This is a genomic window from Pseudomonas sp. TE36184 (genome assembly GCF_054060055.1).
Window position 1 is genome coordinate 5,208,846 of record NZ_JBSSCU010000001.1, and the last position, 18,088, is coordinate 5,226,933.

General features: G+C 61.6%; 13 protein-coding genes and 1 tRNA gene. 2 read left to right on the forward strand and 12 right to left on the reverse strand.

What is annotated here, in order from left to right; translation table 11 throughout:
* Nucleotides 1-32 precede the first annotated feature (32 nt).
* From pqqB to ACVWZP_RS23435, 7 genes are all read right to left on the reverse strand, one after another.
* The gene (gene pqqB / locus ACVWZP_RS23405; protein WP_017847831.1) at nucleotides 33-944 is read right to left on the reverse strand and encodes a pyrroloquinoline quinone biosynthesis protein PqqB; all 912 of its coding nucleotides are present in this window, start codon (nucleotides 942-944) and stop codon (nucleotides 33-35) included.
* Between the two features lie 71 nt (nucleotides 945-1,015).
* The gene (pqqA, locus tag ACVWZP_RS23410; RefSeq protein ID WP_003194766.1) at nucleotides 1,016-1,090 is read right to left on the reverse strand and encodes a pyrroloquinoline quinone precursor peptide PqqA; all 75 of its coding nucleotides are present in this window, start codon (nucleotides 1,088-1,090) and stop codon (nucleotides 1,016-1,018) included.
* Nucleotides 1,091-1,249: 159 nt separating this feature from the next.
* Nucleotides 1,250-3,646 carry a pyrroloquinoline quinone biosynthesis protein PqqF gene (gene pqqF / locus ACVWZP_RS23415; protein ID WP_457370187.1) on the reverse strand — a complete coding sequence of 799 codons (2,397 nt, stop codon included), beginning with the start codon at nucleotides 3,644-3,646 and terminating at the stop codon, nucleotides 1,250-1,252.
* A 48-nt stretch (nucleotides 3,647-3,694) separates the two neighbouring features.
* On the reverse strand, nucleotides 3,695-4,489 hold the full coding sequence (locus tag ACVWZP_RS23420) for a carbon-nitrogen hydrolase family protein (RefSeq protein ID WP_046381847.1): 795 nt from the start codon (nucleotides 4,487-4,489) through the stop codon (nucleotides 3,695-3,697).
* A gap of 11 nt (nucleotides 4,490-4,500) precedes the next feature.
* The gene (locus ACVWZP_RS23425; RefSeq protein WP_046385157.1) at nucleotides 4,501-6,183 is read right to left on the reverse strand and encodes a flavin monoamine oxidase family protein; all 1,683 of its coding nucleotides are present in this window, start codon (nucleotides 6,181-6,183) and stop codon (nucleotides 4,501-4,503) included.
* 165 nt (nucleotides 6,184-6,348) lie between these two features.
* Nucleotides 6,349-6,795: an Lrp/AsnC family transcriptional regulator gene (locus ACVWZP_RS23430; protein ID WP_017847827.1), complete on the reverse strand. Its 447-nt coding sequence runs from the start codon at nucleotides 6,793-6,795 to the stop codon at nucleotides 6,349-6,351.
* Nucleotides 6,796-6,830: 35 nt separating this feature from the next.
* On the reverse strand, nucleotides 6,831-7,700 hold the full coding sequence (locus ACVWZP_RS23435; RefSeq protein WP_457370188.1) for a LysR family transcriptional regulator: 870 nt from the start codon (nucleotides 7,698-7,700) through the stop codon (nucleotides 6,831-6,833).
* A 113-nt stretch (nucleotides 7,701-7,813) separates the two neighbouring features.
* Between ACVWZP_RS23435 and ACVWZP_RS23440 the strand changes: the two genes are divergently transcribed.
* Nucleotides 7,814-8,239, forward strand: coding sequence for a VOC family protein (locus ACVWZP_RS23440; RefSeq protein WP_457370189.1), 426 nt, complete (start codon nucleotides 7,814-7,816; stop codon nucleotides 8,237-8,239).
* Nucleotides 8,240-8,313: 74 nt separating this feature from the next.
* On the opposite strand, the gene ACVWZP_RS23445 is transcribed toward ACVWZP_RS23440, so the two are convergent.
* The 5 genes from ACVWZP_RS23445 to rpsU form a co-directional block, all read right to left on the reverse strand.
* Nucleotides 8,314-8,390, reverse strand: a tRNA-Ile gene (locus ACVWZP_RS23445).
* 15 nt (nucleotides 8,391-8,405) lie between these two features.
* A complete protein-coding gene (locus ACVWZP_RS23450) occupies nucleotides 8,406-12,149 on the reverse strand; it encodes an EAL domain-containing protein (RefSeq protein ID WP_046381851.1) in 3,744 nt (1,247 codons plus the stop codon).
* A 133-nt stretch (nucleotides 12,150-12,282) separates the two neighbouring features.
* Nucleotides 12,283-14,133, reverse strand: a complete 1,851-nt coding sequence (rpoD, locus tag ACVWZP_RS23455; RefSeq protein ID WP_017847823.1) for an RNA polymerase sigma factor RpoD — start codon at nucleotides 14,131-14,133, stop codon at nucleotides 12,283-12,285.
* A gap of 67 nt (nucleotides 14,134-14,200) precedes the next feature.
* Nucleotides 14,201-16,171, reverse strand: a complete 1,971-nt coding sequence (gene dnaG, locus ACVWZP_RS23460; protein ID WP_057005397.1) for a DNA primase — start codon at nucleotides 16,169-16,171, stop codon at nucleotides 14,201-14,203.
* 448 nt (nucleotides 16,172-16,619) lie between these two features.
* Entirely contained in the window at nucleotides 16,620-16,835 is a 216-nt protein-coding gene (rpsU, locus tag ACVWZP_RS23465; RefSeq protein ID WP_002551877.1) for a 30S ribosomal protein S21, read from the reverse strand.
* Between the two features lie 203 nt (nucleotides 16,836-17,038).
* Between rpsU and tsaD the strand changes: the two genes are divergently transcribed.
* Entirely contained in the window at nucleotides 17,039-18,064 is a 1,026-nt protein-coding gene (gene tsaD / locus ACVWZP_RS23470; RefSeq protein WP_017847821.1) for a tRNA (adenosine(37)-N6)-threonylcarbamoyltransferase complex transferase subunit TsaD, read from the forward strand.
* Nucleotides 18,065-18,088: the final 24 nt, after the last annotated feature.

Genomic DNA, 18,088 nt, shown 5'->3' on the forward strand with positions numbered 1-18,088 from the left:
TGTTTTTGCGTTTTTCGCGAGCAAGCTCGCTCCTACAGTTCAATGCTCATGCCGTCGTAAGCCACTTCGACATTGCGCCGCACCAACTCGGCCCGCTCGGGAGAATCTTCATCGAGGATCGGGTTGGTGTTGTTGATGTGGATAAGTACCTTGCGCTGCTTCGGCAGGTGCTCCAGCACTTCGAGCATGCCACCGGGGCCGTTCTGCGCCAGGTGGCCCATCTCGCGGCCGGTGCGGGTGCCGACGCCACGGCGCTGCATTTCATCATCGTCCCACATCGTGCCGTCCACCAGCAGGCAGTCGCTGCCGGCCATGATTTCCAGCAATGGCGCGTCCACCTTGCCCAGCCCTGGGGCGTAGAACAGTTTGCCGCCGGTGCGCAGGTCTTCGACGATCAGGCCGATATTGTCGCCGGGGTGCGGGTCGAAGCGGTGCGGCGAATACGGCGGTGCGGCACTGCGCAGCGGCAGCGGGGTGAAACGCAGGTTGGGGCAGGCCGGGATGGTGAAGCTGGCGTCCAGCTCGATACGGTTCCAGGCCAGGCCGCCATTCCAATGGGTGAGCATGGTGAACAGCGGGAAACCGCTGCTGAGGTCTTCATGGACCATGTCGGTACACCACACCTGGTGCGGGCAGCCTTCGCGCAGGCTCAGCAGGCCAGTGGTGTGGTCGATCTGGCTGTCCATCAGGATGATCGCGCTGATGCCGGTGTCGCGCAGGGCGCGGCCGGGTTGCATCGGCGCGAAGCCCTGCAGTTGTGCGCGGATATCCGGCGAGGCATTGCACAGTACCCAATTCACGCCATCGTCGGAAATCGCGATGGATGACTGGGTACGCGCCTGCGCTCGCAGGCTGCCATCACGAAAGCCTGCGCAGTTCGCGCAGTTGCAGTTCCACTGCGGGAAGCCGCCGCCGGCGGCGGAACCTAGAATCTGGACAAACATGGCCGCTCCATCAAACAAAGCTGAAAACAAAAACGCCCCGGACGAGCCGAGGCGTTGTCTTACCCAGCCAATCAGCGGCTGGCGAAGTACATAGTCACTTCGAAACCGATGCGCAGATCAGTGTAAGCAGGTTTGGACCAAGTCATATTCTTACTCCTACGAAGGGATGGGACGTTTACTACCAAGTAATACATATAGTCCACCTCCAGTCGGAGATGTTCAGATGTGTGCCTATGAATATTACGCATTTTTTTCCAAGTTAGCGCTGTCTTGGTGGAAAAAGCCTATTGCGGCAGCGGCAACGATCAGTCTGCCGATTGCCAGTCACCGCCGCTGCGCGGGCCGTTGGCGATGCAGCGCCAGCCGCCCGCGGCGTCCTGCACCTGTTGGGCGGCGCGCTGTAGATCCGCGTGCGTCAGGGCTTGAATCTGGTGTTGAAGCAGCGCCAGATAATCTGCTGGATGGCCGGCCAGGCGCGCCTGCCACAACAGTTCGGCGGCCTGGGCGAGGGGCAGCGCCTGCGCCGTGAATTGTTGCGCCAGCGCTGGGTGGCCGAGGTCGTCGCTGGCGTCGATCAATGCCGGTAATTGCGTGAGGAAGGTGCGCAGGTGCTGCATGATGCCCTCAAGGGAAACGCTGGGCGACTGCACGCCAAACAGCAGGCCGGTTTGCCCATTGATCTGTCGGATACCGCTGAACACCGCGTAGCCGATTTGCAGTTCTACCCGCAGGCGTTGGTAGAACGGCCCTTGGAGCAGGTGCGCCAGCAGGCGCCATGCGGCTTCATCTGCCAGGGAGCGCGTCGGCGTCGGGCAGAACAGCAGCAAGGCCGCATCGAGGGCATCGGTGTGGACCTCATGCCATAGACGCTGGCCGTTGAGGCTGGGGCATTCGGATTCAAGAATGGCCGGTTGCCCGGGCAAGCGGGTGGCGGCGGATCTGAGCGCCGCTTCGCAGTGGGCGGGCAGCCCAATGCCCAGGCCTTCCCAGCGTGCGTGGGTCCACGACAGCGAGGGCGCAGGCGGGTTTGGTCGAACGCCGACACAGCACGCCGGCAGCGCCTTGAGCAATTGCCGGATGGCAATCGGCGGTGTGCCGGCAGTGGCGTGTTGCCGATCCTCCTCAAGCAGGTTCAGGCTGCGCGCGAGTTCATCGAGTATCGCCGGCATGGGTTGGTGAAGACCGACCATCTTCACCAGCCAGTCATTGCCGATCGCGTCGAAGGATAAGTCGACGCCGGCCTGGCGGGCATTTTCGCGCAACGGTGCCAGGGTGTTTTCCAGCGTCGATGGGCGCGCGCAATCCAGCCGCCAGCGCAGGTAGAGCGCGCCCTCCTCATGGGCATCGGCCAACGCCGGGCTGAACGACAACGCCGACAGCTCTCGCCGCCCTCGGGAACGGTCCTGGGCAAAGGTGCGCAGGCCCCGGTGGGCGCTGGTCTGGCCGCGAATCAGGCCGGCGCGTTCGTCCTTCACGGGTGGGTGCAGGAACGGGTTGTTGGGCGGCAGTTGCCACGCATGTCGGCAGGCTTGCAGCGGCAGGGCGTCGAGCAGGGTCTTGAGGGCGGCAACGTGCTGCTCCGACACCGGCGCTTCGAGTTCTTCGCTGTCATGCCGCGCCAACGCGAGGGCGCCTTGGACCTGCTGTTGGCGTGCGTTGAGCAGGGCGAATTCCTCGCGCAGAGATGTCCAGTCGCTGTGTGCGAAAAAGCTCAGCCAGTCGTACAACAACGCTTCGATCTGTGTCGCCGCGTCGCTATGAGTTCCGAGGGTAAAGTCGAGATCCAGCAGCGCTTGCCCGGCGAAATGGTAGAGCACGGAGGCCTGCACGGTGCTCGCCAATTGCCGCGCTTGCAGTTCTGCGCGCAACCCTCCGGGCGCCGAGGCGTTGAGCCAGAAACAGAGGAAATCCAGGGCTTCCCTGGGGGCGTCGACGCTGATGACGTGATGCAGATGGCCGTCGGCGCTGTGTTGGAAATGCTGTGTATGAGCGGGCATCAGCGCCGGCGGGGCCGCCTGCGGGTGTCGCGGGCCTGCGCGCAGTTGCTCACTGAAGCGCCGCGCCAGGCGTTCCAGTTCTGCCAGCGGTTGTGGGCCGGCCAGACTCAACGTCATTTGCCCCGACTGATAGAAGTGCTGGTGGAAATCCCGCAATGCTTGCTGAAACGCCTGACGTTCCACCGGCAGGCTGTCGCGATTGCCCGCATGGAAGCCGCGCAGCGGATGATCGGCCGCCAAGCCCTCCAGCAGCGCGACCTGTTGTTGTGCGTTGGCGTCCTGGGACCAGGCGATGAATTCCGCGTGCAGCACTTCGCGCTCGCGCAGTTGATCGTCCAGCGCCAGGCGCGGATGGGTCAGCAGATCGGCCAGGCGTTCGAGCCCATCGGCAAAGGTCGACAACGGCAGTTCAACGAAGAAATCCGTGGTGCGCTCGCGGGTGCTGGCATTGACCTGGCCACCGTGGCGCTGCACGTAGGTCATCAGCCCTTCATCGCTCGGAAAACGCTCAGTGCCAAGAAACAACAGATGTTCCAGAAAGTGCGCCAGGCCGGGCCACGCCAACGGCACGTCATGGTTGCCGGCCGCCACCCGCAAAACAGCGGCGCAACGCTTTAAACGCGGGGTATGGCGCAGGGAAACCCGCAGGCCGTTGGCCAGGGTCAGGTGAAGGTGAAGGTGATGGGGCTGGGCCGGCGCAGGCATGGGCACTTCCGATACGAGGGAAGTGCCTATGCTAGCAAACCCTCCAGATCAGGGCTTGTGCAGCGTGCCGTACAGTTCGGGGCGGCGGTCTTGCAGGTAGTCATTGGCGGCGCGGGCATCGAGAATCGATTGGTGTTCCAGCGTGCCGACGATCAAGGCTTCATCCAGGCCGGCCTGGGCGATTCGCTGCCCATCCGGCGCGGCGATGCTGCTTTGCCCGCAATACTGAATCTCGCCTTCGTGCCCGCAGTAATTGGCGTAGGCCACGTAGCACCGGTTCTCGAAAGCCCGCGCCCGCACGGTGACGTCGGCGACAAAGTCGAACGGCACCATATTCGCGGTGGGCACCACGATCAGATCGGCGCCGGCCAGGGCCAGGCGTCGCGTGTTTTCCGGGAACTCCAGGTCGTAACAGATCAGCACGCCCAGTTTCCAGCCGTTGAGTTCCACCAGCGGAAAATCATCGCCGCCGGCACTGAACATCGAATGATCGAGGTCGCCGAACAGGTGCGTCTTGCGGTAGTTGCACAGGCGCTGGCCGTGGGCATCGATCAACTGCACGGCGTTATAGATCTGCCCGTTCGCGGCGCGCTCCGGGTAGCCGTACAGGATTGCCAGCCCGGCACTTCGCGCCAGTTCGGCAATCGTTCGCGCCGACTCCCCATCCTGCGCCTCGGCCAATGCGCCGACAGCTTCGGCACCGATGTTGTAGCCGGTGAGGAACATCTCCGGCAGCACCAGCAGGTCGGCGCCGGATGCCTCATGCGCGAGTCGGTGCAGGCGCTCGAGGTTGCCGGCCACGTCCAGCGGCAGCGGCGGGCATTGGTACAGGGCGACACGCATGGCTTGGCTCCTTAATCGGCCAGGGCAATTGGCCCGATTTCATCGAACACATCACCCGGCCCCGGGTTCTCTGGGTGAGTGTGGCCGCCGAAGTGGGTCATGATGCCCCACACCGCGTTCAATGAGGTTTGCACCGCGCCTTCGACCCAGGCCGGTGTCCAGGATACGTCATCGCCGGCGATAAAAATCCCACGTTGCTCGGCGGGCATGTCCTTCTGCATGAAGTGCGCGTACATCCGCTGGTTGTAGCGATAGTGACCGGGCAACGCACCTTTGAAGGCCCCGAGGAAATGCGGGTCGGCTTCCCAGGACACGGTGATCGGGTCGCCGATGATGCGCGCCTTGATGTCGACTTTCGGGTAGATCTTGTTCAGTGCGTCGAGGGCCAGCTTCACGCGTTTATCGATGGGCTGCGGGAGCATTTTCAGCGCATCGCTCATCCATGAGTACGACAGGCAGATCACGCCCGGCTTGTCGTCGCCGTTGTCGAACAGGTAAGTGCCACGGGTCAGGCGATCGGTGAGGGTCATGCTCATCAGGTCGCGGCCGGTTTGCGGGTCTTTGTCTTTCCAGAACGGGCGGTCGACCATCACGAAGGTCTTCGACGATTGCATGTAGCGGGTGCGGTCCAGGGCCATCCACATCTTTTGCGAGAACAGGGTTTCGTCGCATTCGATCTGGGTGGTCAGCAGCCAGCTTTGGCAGGTGGTCAGCACGGCGGCGTATTCGCGGGTATCGCCGTAGTTGTCGGTCACGGCGAAACGGCCGCCGGGCGCGTGGGCAATGCGCTTGACTCCGGCCCGTGGCGCGCCGCTGTGCAGCGAACTCAGGCTGGTGCCCGCCGGCCAGTGGGCGCAGCGCTCCGGCACATGGCGCCAGATACCCATGGGCACCTGCGCCACGCCGCCGACCACCAGGTGTTGATGGTCGTCGCAGTTGGTCATCACCACGCGGAAGATTTCCAGCATGGAGTTGGGGAAGTCCGAGTCCCAGCCGCCGGTGCCGAAGCCGACCTGGCCGAACACTTCGCGGTGATGGAACGACAACTTGGCGAAGGCCTTGGAGGTGGCGACGAAGTCGTAGAAGGTGCGGTCGTCCCATAGCGGCACGAGTTTGTTCCACAGCGCTTTGAGGCGTGGTACGTCGCGGTCGCGGATGGCTTGCTGGATATCGCCGAACTGCGAGCCGGCTTCCAGGGCGTCGGCCCAGGCGTCAGCCACTTCCTGGAACAGCGCAGGCAAGTCGGACAGTTTTTGTGCGTAGTGGGTCTGGCCTTCCAGGTCGATGACCGTGCTGCCGGAAGCCGGCGTCAGCGGGTTGGGGAAGGGTTTGGTGTCCAGGCCGAGCTTGTCGACATAGTGGTAGAACGCGGTGGACGACACCGGGAAACGCATGCCGCCCAACTCGGCGATGATCCCTTCGGCGCCTTCAAACGCCTGGGAGCGCAAACGGCCGCCCATCTTCGAGGCCTCGTACACCACGGGCTTGAGGCCCAGCTTCATCAGTTCGTAGGCGGCCACCAGGCCGGCGATCCCGGCGCCGACGATCGCCACTTCGGCGCCGTGGTTGGCGGCCGGAATACTGCCCAGGCCGGCGGGGTGTTCGATCCAGTCATCAAACGCAAAGGGGAAATCCGGGCCGAAGATGGTGATCGGTTTTTTACCGTCGGCGGGGTGGCGATTGGTCTTGCTGATGCTGCTGGACGGAATGCTCATGGCTGACCTTACTAGCGGCTCGCGGGACGTACCCGCTGAGTATAGGAAAAGATGGCAGCCAGTTTAGGGAGCGTAGCGTTCGTTAATAAGACGCAAAGTGTCGTCGAATTGAATTGTTTTCAGTCAAAGTGACGAGGTTGGCGGTCAGATTGGTTGTCTGCGATCGAGTTTGTTGCTGAGGATGATCGACGTGGTGGTTTTTTCCACGCCGTCGACGCTGCCGATCTGGTCCAGCAATTGATCGAGCTGTTCTGGCGAATCGGTGCGCAGCCATGCCACGTAATCGAACTCGCCGCTCACCGCGCACAGTTGCTGAACCTGGGCCATGGCGCTGAGCTTGCGCAGCACGTCCTTGCCCGAGCGCGCCTGCACGGTGATGCCGACATACGCCTGCAGCCCGCCATCCACCACACGCTGGCCGAGGCGCACGCCATAACCGGTAATCACCTGGGTTTTCTCCAGACGAGCCAGGCGCGACGTCACCGTGGTGCGCGCAATGCCGAGTTGCCGTGCCAGCATGGCGACGCTTTCACGGGCATTGATCTGCAACGCGGCGATCAGTTGGCGGTCGATTTCATCGAGGACAGGCAAGGGCAGCTCCGGTGCGGACGGATAGGGGGCATATGTTACAGGCTTGCGTCAGCCAACAGACAGCGGGCAAACAGTTGCGGCACGGGCAGGTTGCGGTGGTTGTAGCGACTGAGCAGGATGATCTCCCGGTAAAAGGTCAGCTGGCCTAGCGGAATAATTCGTACCAGGGGCGAGCGTTCGAGCCACAGCCCCGCCTGAGGAATCAGCGACACCCCCAGGCCACACTCGACCATCTTGACGATGGCTTCCAGCTCATCCAACTCTAGCGCCACCTGCACCTCGAGTTTCTGCTCGCGCAGAAACCGGCTGACCAATCGACCGCCAAACGACGCCCGGTCGTAGCGCACATGGGGTTGGCTGCCGAGCAACTGCAAGGGGTCATCGCCCGCCAGTGCATGCGGCACGATCAGCGCAAAAGGCTCCTTGCGCAGCACCTGTACGTGCAGCTCCTTAGGCAAGTCAAAAGGCGGTCGAATGATAATCGCCGAGTCCAGCTCGCCGGCGTCCACCTGGCTCAGCAATTCCAGGGACACGCCGGGCACCAACTTGCATTCCACGGTCGGCGCGGCCTGACGTAACCGGACCAGGGTCTGGGGCAACAACCCGGTCTGCGCAGTGCTGATCGCCCCGACTTTCAGCTCGCCCCGGTATTCATTGGCCTCCACCGGCACTGCCATGCGGTTGAACGTCTCCAGAATCTCCTTGGCCAGCGGCAAGGCGCGAACGCCTGCGGCATTCAGCGTAGCCTGGCGCCCGGTGCGGTCGAACAACGCCACCCCGAGCGCCTGCTCCAGTTGACGAATCTGCGCACTGACCGCCGATTGCGTCAGCCCGATATGCATGCCCGTCGCGGCGAACGTACCGTGGCGTGTTACCGCGATAAAGGTCTTCAATTCACGCAGCATGGGCGCCTCAACTCATCGAAATTATTTGAGCTCGGCGCAAAAACTATCGTCTTTTCATCGCCAGCAGCAAGGCTAAACTCGAGCCTCTCCACGACCCGCAGAGGTTTGACCTGATGACACTGGCACCTTTTCACTTGGCCATTCCGGTATTCGACCTGGCCGCTGCCCGGCATTTCTACGCTGACGTGTTCGGCCTGCAAGAGGGGCGCTCCAGCGACCGCTGGGTCGACTTCAACTTCTTCGGCCATCAACTGGTGATTCATGAACACCCCAAAACAGCCTCCCAGGCTGCGGCGCACACCAACGCAGTCGACGGCCACGACGTCCCCGTGCCGCATTTCGGCGTGGTATTGAGCTGGGACGACTGGCATGCCCTGGCGGCGCGCTTGCAGGCACGGCAGACCGCGTTCGTGCTGGAACCGCACATTCGCTTCAAAGGCCAGGTGGGGGAGCAGGCGACACTGTTTTTGTTTGACCCCTGCGGTAACGCGTTGGAGTTCAAGGCGTTCCGGGATATCGGGCAGTTGTTTGCGACGTGAGCCTGAGGGCGAGGGCGCTGGCTAAAACGGCAGCGACAGACACACAAAAGCCGCGCAATGCGCGGCTTTGGAGTTGGTGGGCCCACACGGACTTGAACCGTGGACCAAAGGATTATGAGTCCTCTGCTCTGACCAACTGAGCTATAGGCCCTTAACAGGTCGCGGATTATAGCGATGGTTTCTCCGCTGTGCTATCCGAAAAATCCTGAACCCTCATACGAAGAAACGTCGCGGCAAAAAGCTCCGGGGGCAGGGGCAGGCTGACGATGTAGCCTTGCATCTGTTCGCAGCCCTCGGCGGCGAGGAAGGTTTGTTGGGCGGGGGTCTCTACGCCTTCGGCGATGATGGTGAATTGCATGCTGTGGCCCAGGGCAATGATGGCGCGCACGATCGCCACGTCGTGGGGGTCGTCGGGCAGGCCGCGGATGAAGGATTGGTCGATTTTCAGGAAGTCCAGGGGCAGGCGCTTGAGGTAGCTGAGGGATGAATAGCCGGTGCCGAAATCATCGATCGCCAGTTGTACGCCCAGGCGTTTGAGTTGGTGCAGCACGTCCAGCGCTTCTTCGGCCTGGCTCATGATGAAGTTTTCGGTGATCTCCAGTTGCAGGCAGCCCGGTTCGAGGCGGTAATCGCGCAGTAGCTGTTCGATGCGTGACAGCAGGTTGGGCTGGCGCAGTTGTGCGCCGGCGAGGTTGACTGACAGCGGGCCGAAGTGATCGAAGACGGTTTGCCAGGCGTGCATTTGTTGGCAGGCCTGCTCCAGGACCCAATCGCCGATCTGCAGGATCATGCCGTTCTCTTCGGCCAGGGCGATGAAGTGTTCGGGCGGTACGTCGCCGAAGGTCGGGTGGTGCCAGCGGATCAGCGCTTCGGCGCCGATCAGTTCCTGGGTCTCCAGGCTCCGTTTGGGTTGGTAATACAGGCTCAGCTCATCGCGTTCGATGGCCCGGCGCAGTTCATGTTCCAGCGCCACGCGTTCTTTGGCCTGGGCGGTCAGGTCGCGGGTGTAGCCTTCGACGCGGTTGCGGCCCTTGGCCTTGGAGCGGTACATCGCGGCGTCGGCGTTTTTGACCAGGGTGGCGACGTCCATGCCGTCCTGGGGGTACAGGCTGGTGCCGATGCTGGCGCTGATAAAAAACTCGTGCTCACCCGCCTGGAACGGCGGGGTGAAGCAGGCCAGCAGTTTATTGGCCAGGTGCTGGGCGTCGCTGGCTTGCTGCAGGCCGGGCAGGAGGATGATGAATTCGTCGCCGCCCAGGCGGGCGACGGTGTCGATGTCGCGCAGTTGCTCCTTGAGGCGCACGGCGATGTTCTGGAGCAGCAGGTCGCCGATCGGGTGGCCGAGGCTGTCGTTGATGTGTTTGAAGCGATCCAGGTCGAGGAACAGCACGGCGCCCTGGTGGCCGCTCTCCTGTTGATTGTTGAGCGCGGCCTGTAGCCGGTTTTCAAACAGGGTGCGGTTGGGCAGGCCGGTCAGCGGGTCGTGATGGGCCTGGTAGTCGAGGCGGGCCTGGGCGTGTTTGAGGCTGGAGATGTCGGCAAACACCGCGACGAAGTGCGTGATCGCCTGGTCGCGGTTGCGCACGGCGCTGATGGTCAGCCAACTGGGGTAGACCTCGCCATTCTTGCGACGGTTGGAGATCTCGCCCTGCCAATGCCCGTGAGTGGTCAACTGGTGCCACATCGCGGCATAGAATGCGCTGTCATGCAGGCCGGAGGCGAGCAGGCGCGGGGTATGGCCGAGGGCTTCGGCTTCGCTGTAGCCGGTGATCTCGCTGAAGGCGCGGTTCACGGCGCTGATGTTTTGCCGGGTGTCGGTGATCAACACGCCTTCGGCGGTGCTTTCGAAGACGGTAGCGGCCTGTTGCAGTTTTTCCTGCATCTGTTGGCGCTCGGTAATGTCCCGGGCGATGGTCAGCATGCAGTCGTCATCGCCGATGGGCAGCGGACGGCTGGACAACTCGCAGAGCCGGATCTGCCCGTCGCTGCGGCGGATATGGCAGATGAAATCGCGGACAAACCCGTCGCGTTGCAGCAGCTCCAGCATGTGTTTGCGTTCGTTGAGGTCGACCCAGATGCCCAGGTCCAGGGTTGACTGGTCGAGGGAACTCACGCTGGCAATGCCGGTAATGCGGCTGAACCCTTCGTTGACCTCGATCAGTTGGCCATCGCTCTGACGGCTCAAAAGCAAACCGTCGGGCGAGGCATGGAAGGCCTTGGCGAATTTCTCTTCGGAGGTTTGCAGCTGTTGCTGGGTTTCCTTGAGCTGGGTGATGTCTCGCACCACAATTACCAGGGCTTCGGTCGTGTCGAGTTGGAACGGTTCGGCGGAAATCAGCCCGGTAAAGGCTTGGCCGTTGCTGCGCAGAAAGCGCATTTCCAGGTTGCGGATGCTGGTGGTCTGCAGCCGTTGCAGCAGGTCCGGACCGATGCCCGGGATACCCCAGATATTCAGCGAAGTAGCGGTTTTACCGATCACGTCCTCGGCCTTCAGGCCCACCTGGTCCTCAAACGCTTTGTTGACCTCCAACAGGCAGCCGTCGGACATTCGTGCGATCACCAGAATGTCTGGGCACTGTTGGAACACCGAGGCAAATTTTTGCTCGGACAATTGCAGCGCCTCTTCCGTGCGCTTGGCGTCACTGATGTCGATCATCAAGCCACGGAGCACCGGTTCATGGCCGTGTTCGATCAGGCTGACAATGTCGCGTACCCACAGGCAACGGCCGTCGGCGGTGATCACCCGGTAATCGACGCTGTGATCACGGTTGGCGCGGGTTTCGCGGTAGCAATAGGCTTCGGTGCGCGTCAGGTCGGCGGGGTGAATGATGCTGCGCCAGAAGCCTGGAATCAGCCAATGGGCGCGGGGGTAACCGAGCAGTTCTTCGGCATGCGGCGACACGTAACTGTAGGTGAAATCGCTAATGCTGGCTTCCCAGGCGATGGCGGACAAGCTCTCCACCAGGCCGCGATAGTGATATTCGCTGCTGCGCAATTCCTGCTCGAGGGCGACGCGGCGGGAAATTTCCGAACTGAGCCGACGATTGATCCGAATCACGACGACCAATACGCTGCTCAGCAGCAGTACCGTGGGCAGGCCATACGTCAGCAGATCCGTCCAGAACGTGCGGTGATCGGTGAGGCTGCCGACCCAGTGTCGCTGGATCGCTTGCGTTTCGTCCGGGCTGAGGTCGGCGAGGACCTTGTCCAGAATCCCTACCAGCATTTTGTTTTCACGAGGCACGCCCATCGCCAGTTGGTAGCGGTAGGGCGTTTCACCGCTGACGTACAAGCCATCGAGCTTGAGTTGGCGCAGGCTCCATACGCTCGAAGCCAGATCGCCGACTACTGCGTCCACTTCATCGGTGGCCAGCGCCTGCAGGGTCGAGCTGACATTCGGCAAGGCCACCAGGTTGAGGTCGGGGTGGTGGGTGCGCAGCAATTCATGGGGCGCGTAGTTTTCCACCACGGCAATCTTCAACCCATAGAGGTCCTTCAGGTTGTGCGGTTGTGCACCGCCTTCATGGGCGAGGATGACGATGGGGAAGTCCAGGTAAGGCCGCGTGAACGCCATGTAGGCCTGGCGCTCGGGGGTGGACATGATGCCCGGCAGCAGGTCGAGCTGGTTGTTGCGGGCCTGTTCGAGGACGGCGCTCCAGTTCACCGGCTCGATCAGCTTGATCCGGACGCCCAGGCGGTCTTGGATCAGGCGCACGTAATCCGCCGCCAAGCCTTGGTAGCGTCCGTTCTCGTCGCGGTATTCGAAGGGCGGCCAGGAGGCATCCACCCCCAGGCGCAGCTCCTGATGGTCCGCCAACCAGCCACGCTCATCCTCCGTGAGAGTCAAGGCGCCAGCCGTTGCGGTCCAGGTCAGCAGCGACAGCAAAAGCACGGTCGGCAATCTGGGCATAACGGTCTCGTTATGGCACGGGGAATGTTTCGAGTGTAGACGGGCATTGCGGGGGAGGGAGGGCGCAGCGGTGAATCTATAAAAAGTAATCGGTAGAAAGCAAAACCCCCGGCCTGGGCCGGGGGTTCTGGGATCACTCGTCGAGGAAGGAGCGCAGATGCTCGCTTCGCGTCGGGTGACGCAACTTGCGCAGCGCCTTGGCTTCGATCTGACGGATCCGCTCGCGGGTCACGTCAAACTGTTTACCGACTTCCTCAAGGGTGTGGTCGGTATTCATGTCGATGCCGAAACGCATGCGCAGTACCTTGGCTTCACGGGCAGTGAGGCCGGACAGTACGTCGCGGGTCGCTTCTTTAAGGCTCTCAACGGTGGCTACATCGATTGGCGACTGCATGGTCGAGTCTTCGATGAAGTCGCCCAGATGGGAGTCTTCGTCATCACCGATCGGGGTTTCCATGGAGATCGGCTCTTTAGCGATCTTCAATACCTTGCGGATTTTATCCTCAGGCATTTCCATGCGTTCGCCCAGCTCTTCCGGGGTCGGTTCGCGACCCATTTCCTGCAACATCTGCCGGGAAATACGGTTGAGCTTGTTGATCGTCTCGATCATGTGCACCGGAATACGGATGGTGCGGGCCTGGTCGGCGATCGAGCGAGTGATCGCCTGACGGATCCACCAGGTGGCATAAGTCGAGAACTTGTAGCCGCGACGGTATTCGAACTTGTCCACCGCCTTCATCAAGCCGATGTTGCCTTCCTGGATCAGATCGAGGAATTGCAGGCCACGGTTGGTGTACTTCTTGGCAATGGAGATCACCAGACGCAAGTTCGCTTCAACCATCTCTTTCTTCGCGCGGCGGGCCTTGGCCTCACCGATCGACATGCGACGGTTGATGTCCTTGATCTCGGCAATCGTCAGGCCGGTTTCGGTCTGAAGTGCGGTCAGCTTCTGCTGGCAACGAATGATATCGGGCTGCAGGCGACCAATGGCTTCGGCGTATTTCGCCTTGCCCTTGGCCAGAGCGTCGGTCCAGCTTTCGTCAACTTCGTTGCCCGGGAACTGGCGCAGGAAGTCGGTACGCGGCATGCGCGCATCACGCACACAGAGCTGCATGATCGCCCGCTCTTGTGCGCGCAGACGCTCAAGGGCGCTGCGAACACGCTCGACCAGGCCTTCGAATTGCTTCGGCACCAGCTTGATCGGCATGAACAGCTCAGCCAGCGCCACCAGCTCGGCAATTGCCAGCTTGTTGGAGCGACCGTGCTTTTTCAGGGCCTTGCGGGTGATTTCCATTTGATCGGAAACCGCACCGAAACGCTGGGCAGCGATGATCGGGTCTGGACCGCTTTCGACTTCATCTTCGTCGTCGGTGCTGGCTTCGGCATCGTCGTCTTCGGCATCGTCGTCCGCTTTCACGGCTTTCGGGTCGACAGGCGGCGGCACTTCGGCAGCAGGTGGCGCAATGCCGTCGTCCGGGTCGATATAACCGCTCAGGACGTCGGACAGGCGGCCACCTTCGGTGGTGACGCGAGTGTACTCGGAGAGAATGTGGTCAACCGTGCCAGGGAAGTGCGCAATTGCGCCCATCACTTCACGGATACCCTCTTCAATACGCTTGGCGATTTCGATTTCGCCTTCGCGTGTCAGCAACTCGACGGTACCCATTTCACGCATATACATGCGTACAGGGTCAGTCGTGCGACCGATGTCGGTCTCCACCGCGGCCAACGCGGCAGCGGCTTCTTCAGCGGCTGCCTCGTCGGTATCGGCGTCGGCCAACATAAGGGCGTCCGCATCCGGAGCACTCTCGTGTACGGGGATCCCCATGTCGTTGATCATGCGGATGATGTCTTCCACCTGCTCTGGATCTGAAATATCCTCAGGCAGGTGATCGTTGACCTCTGCGTAAGTCAGATACTTCTGCTCACGACCCAGGGTGATCAACTCTTTGATACGAGACTGCTGTTGCGCTTTTCCGGACATAACACCCTATCCACTGAAGGTCTTGGCGGGCAAAAAACAAGCCGAGGATTATACCCGAGCTATGACCTCACGCGCCAGCTGAGGTCGGGTTTGATGCGGAAACATTCTGTTTTAAGAGGTCACGCATCTGTTTTGCTATCTGAATTTGCTCTTCAGCCGATAATCCCGGCTGCCTCGCTCTCTTGATGAGTTCATCGAGGGTCTGCGTGTGCTGACCCGCGGATAACCTAGTAATGGTGTCTAAAAACTGTTGTTCAAGGTTATCGCCGTCAATTAGCCACTCCTTTTCCGCGAGTGCTTTCAACAACCGCCCTTGTTCGGTGCCATGCCAGCGAGCCATCAGCTGAATGGAGTTTAGCTTAGGATTTTTCTGCACCGCCTCGATCAGCGCGATCAGTACCTGGGCATAGGTATTGCTCTCGTTGGCAAAGTGCTCGGCACTCTCGACCTTGCCCGCCAATTGCGGATGGTGGATGAGCGTGCGCAGGGCAATCAGCGTCGGCGCCTCTACGGCCACCGGGGTGCGCGGGGCGTAGGCCTCGTCGCGGTCACCACGCTTGCCGTTTTTGTTCCAGGGCTTCTTGTCCCATTTCTTGCCGCCGGCGCCGGGCTTTTTCGGTGTCCACTCCTGCTGGGGCGTGTAGGCCTCCTGCGGTTGGTGGAAGTCGGAATAGTCCGGCATGGCGTCGTAATCCATGCCTGGGTCGTAGGCCGGCGGCGCATCTTGCGGTGCGCTGTGGACCAGCTGGCTGACCGCTTCGCCGCTCAGTCCGGTGATTTCCAGCAGGCGGTGACGCATCAGGGTGCGCAGGTTCGCGCCCGGCACTTTGTCGATCAGCGGCGCTGCGAGGGTGGCCATGTGCGCCTTGCCTTCGAGGGAGCGCGGGTCGGCTTCTTCGGTCAGTTGCTGGAAGAAATAGTCCGCCAGCGGCTGTGCATGCTGGTTGATGCGCGCGCGGAAGGCGTCGGTGCCTTCGGAGCGGACCAGGGTGTCCGGGTCTTCGCCTTCGGGCAGGAACAGGAAGCGTGCGCGGCGCCCGTCCTGCAGACACGGCAGCGTGGCTTCGAGGGCGCGCCAGGCAGCGTTGCGGCCGGCCTGGTCGCCGTCGAAGCAGAACAATACGCTGGGCACTACGCGGAACAGGCGCTTCAAGTGTTCTTCGCTGGTGGCGGTGCCCAGGGTCGCCACGGCATTGCGCAGGCCTTGCTGGGCGAGGGCGATCACGTCCATATAGCCTTCAACCACGATGATTTCGTCGAGGTTGCGGTTGTTCTTGCGCGCTTCGAACAGGCCATAGAGTTCCTGGCCCTTGTGAAACACTGCGGTTTCCGGCGAGTTGAGGTACTTGGGCTTGTCGTCCCCGAGCACCCGGCCACCGAAGGCGATGATCCGGCCACGGCTGTCGCGGATCGGGAACATCACGCGGTCGCGGAAGCGGTCGTAGCGCTTGCCGGTCTCGGCGTTTTCCACCAGCAGGCCGGCGTCGATCATGGCTTTTTGCTGGAGGGTGTCGCTGCTCAGGTGTTTGTACAGGTTATCCCAGCCCGGCGGGGCGAAGCCCAGGCCGAAGTCGCGGGCGATTTCGCCGGTGAGGCCGCGCCCCTTGAGGTAGTCGACGGCGGCTTTGCGCTGCGGATGGCTCTTGAGCGCCTGGCGATAAAAGTCGGCGGCGGCGGTCAGCAGCGGGTACAGCGGCGAATCGGTGGGTTGCCGCGGTTTGTGCGGGCGGCCGCTTTCTTCGCGGGGGATTTCCATGCCGGCGGCTTTGGCCAGTTCCTCGACGGCCTGGGGGAAGTCCAGGTTGTCGTGGTCCATGATAAAGCCGAGGGCGTTGCCGCCCGCGCCGCAGCCGAAGCAGTAGTAGAACTGCTTGTCGGGGCTGACGCTGAACGACGGGGTCTTTTCCTTGTGGAACGGGCAGCAGGCGGTGTAGTTCTTGCCCGCCTTCTTCATTTGCAGGCGCGAGCTGACCACATCGACGATGTCGGTGCGGTTCAGAAGGTCGTCAATAAAGCTCTGGGGAATCAGCCCGGCCATGGCGTTCTCGTCATCACTGCGTGGAAATGAGGGCCCGTGAAGTGCTCAAGCGCACGTATCGTATGGCTCGACCATCAATCGTCTGCTTGGGCTGTCAGGAAGTGTATCTGCCGAACATCCACTGACGTTAATTTCTACTCAGTCTGTTCGGCGAAGAAATGTTGCCCCGGCGTCCGGTCTTGGCCAATGGCGGGCCTCGGAAGCGCATCGATGGGCACAGCCGACACAGTCGATCGTCTGCTTGAAGAAATAAGTGTGCTCGTCAGTAGCCTTGTTAGACTCGTCAGAAGAGACGCGCACCGCTGGCAGAAGAGCCAGTCCTGACGTGTGAAGCAGTGTCTCGGTCGCGTGGGCGGCGTCGACGGTGAAGCATCAAGCGATATCCGCAAATGCCAACAGCCCGGCTTAGGGCCGGGCTTGGCAGAAGCTTGCTACGAACGTCTGTGTATTAGTACAGACGAACGGCGCGGCGCTGCTCGCGCTGAACTTTCTTGGCGTGACGCTTAACAGCGGCTGCTGCTTTACGCTTACGCTCAGAAGTTGGCTTCTCGTAAAATTCGCGGCTACGAACTTCAGCCAGAACACCGGCTTTTTCGCAGGAGCGCTTGAAACGACGCAGAGCTACGTCGAAGGGTTCGTTCTCTTTTACTTTGACGGCTGGCATCCAGAGCTACCTTCTTTCATTACCGGGAATCAACGTTCTCGTCGCAAAAAATTCGCGGCTGAGGTCGTCGGTTTTTAAGGGTTGCGGATGTTAACCCCTCATTGCCAGGAATGCAAAGCCTCTGATCGAAAACCGCTAGTCGGGAGGGGGAGTGGCGACTATTATGCGCGCCTTCGAATTCAGCCTCTACAAGGCGCAAACCCATGCTAGTACTGGGACTTGAAACCTCCTGCGACGAAACCGGTGTCGCACTTTACGACAGTGAACGCGGGCTTTTGGCCGATGCGCTGTTCAGTCAGATCGACTTGCATCGCGCCTATGGCGGCGTGGTGCCGGAGCTTGCCAGCCGTGATCACGTCAAACGCATGCTGCCGTTGATTCGGCAGGTGCTGGACGAGGCCGGCTGCGTGCCGACCGAGATCGATGCGATCGCCTACACCGCCGGCCCCGGATTGGTCGGAGCCCTGCTGGTTGGGGCTTCTTGCGCCCAGGCGCTGGCATTTGCCTGGGACATTCCGGCCCTCGGCGTACACCATATGGAAGGCCATTTGCTGGCGCCGATGCTGGAAAAAACACCGCCGCAGTTCCCGTTCGTCGCTTTGTTGGTTTCGGGTGGCCATACGCAGCTGGTTCAGGTCGATGGGATCGGTCAATACACGCTATTGGGCGAGTCGCTGGACGATGCCGCCGGTGAGGCGTTCGACAAGACCGCGAAGATGATGGGCCTCAATTATCCCGGCGGTCCGGAAATCGCGCGCCTGGCCGAAAAAGGCGTCGCCGGTCGCTATACCTTCCCGCGTCCGATGTGTGATCGCCCGGGGCTGATGTTCAGCTTCAGCGGTTTGAAGACCTCTGCCCTGAATACCTGGCAGCACAGCGTCAGCGCCGGGGACGACAGTGAGCAAGCCCGTTGCGACATCGCGCTGGCGTTCCAGCAGGCGGTGGTGGAGACTTTGACCATCAAGTGCAAGCGCGCCCTGAAACAGGCGGGCATGCAGCGCCTGGTGATCGCAGGCGGCGTCAGCGCCAACAAGGCCTTGCGCGCATCCCTGGAAAAAATGCTCGGCGACATGAAGGGCGATGTGTTCTATGCGCGCCCTGAATTCTGCACCGACAACGGCGCGATGATCGCTTATGCCGGTTGCCAGCGCCTGCAGGCCGGGCAGCACGAAAGCCTGGCGATCAGCGTGCAGGCACGCTGGCCGATGGAGCAGTTGTCACCGTTGTAGGCGCTCAAGGTGAGCGGAATTCAT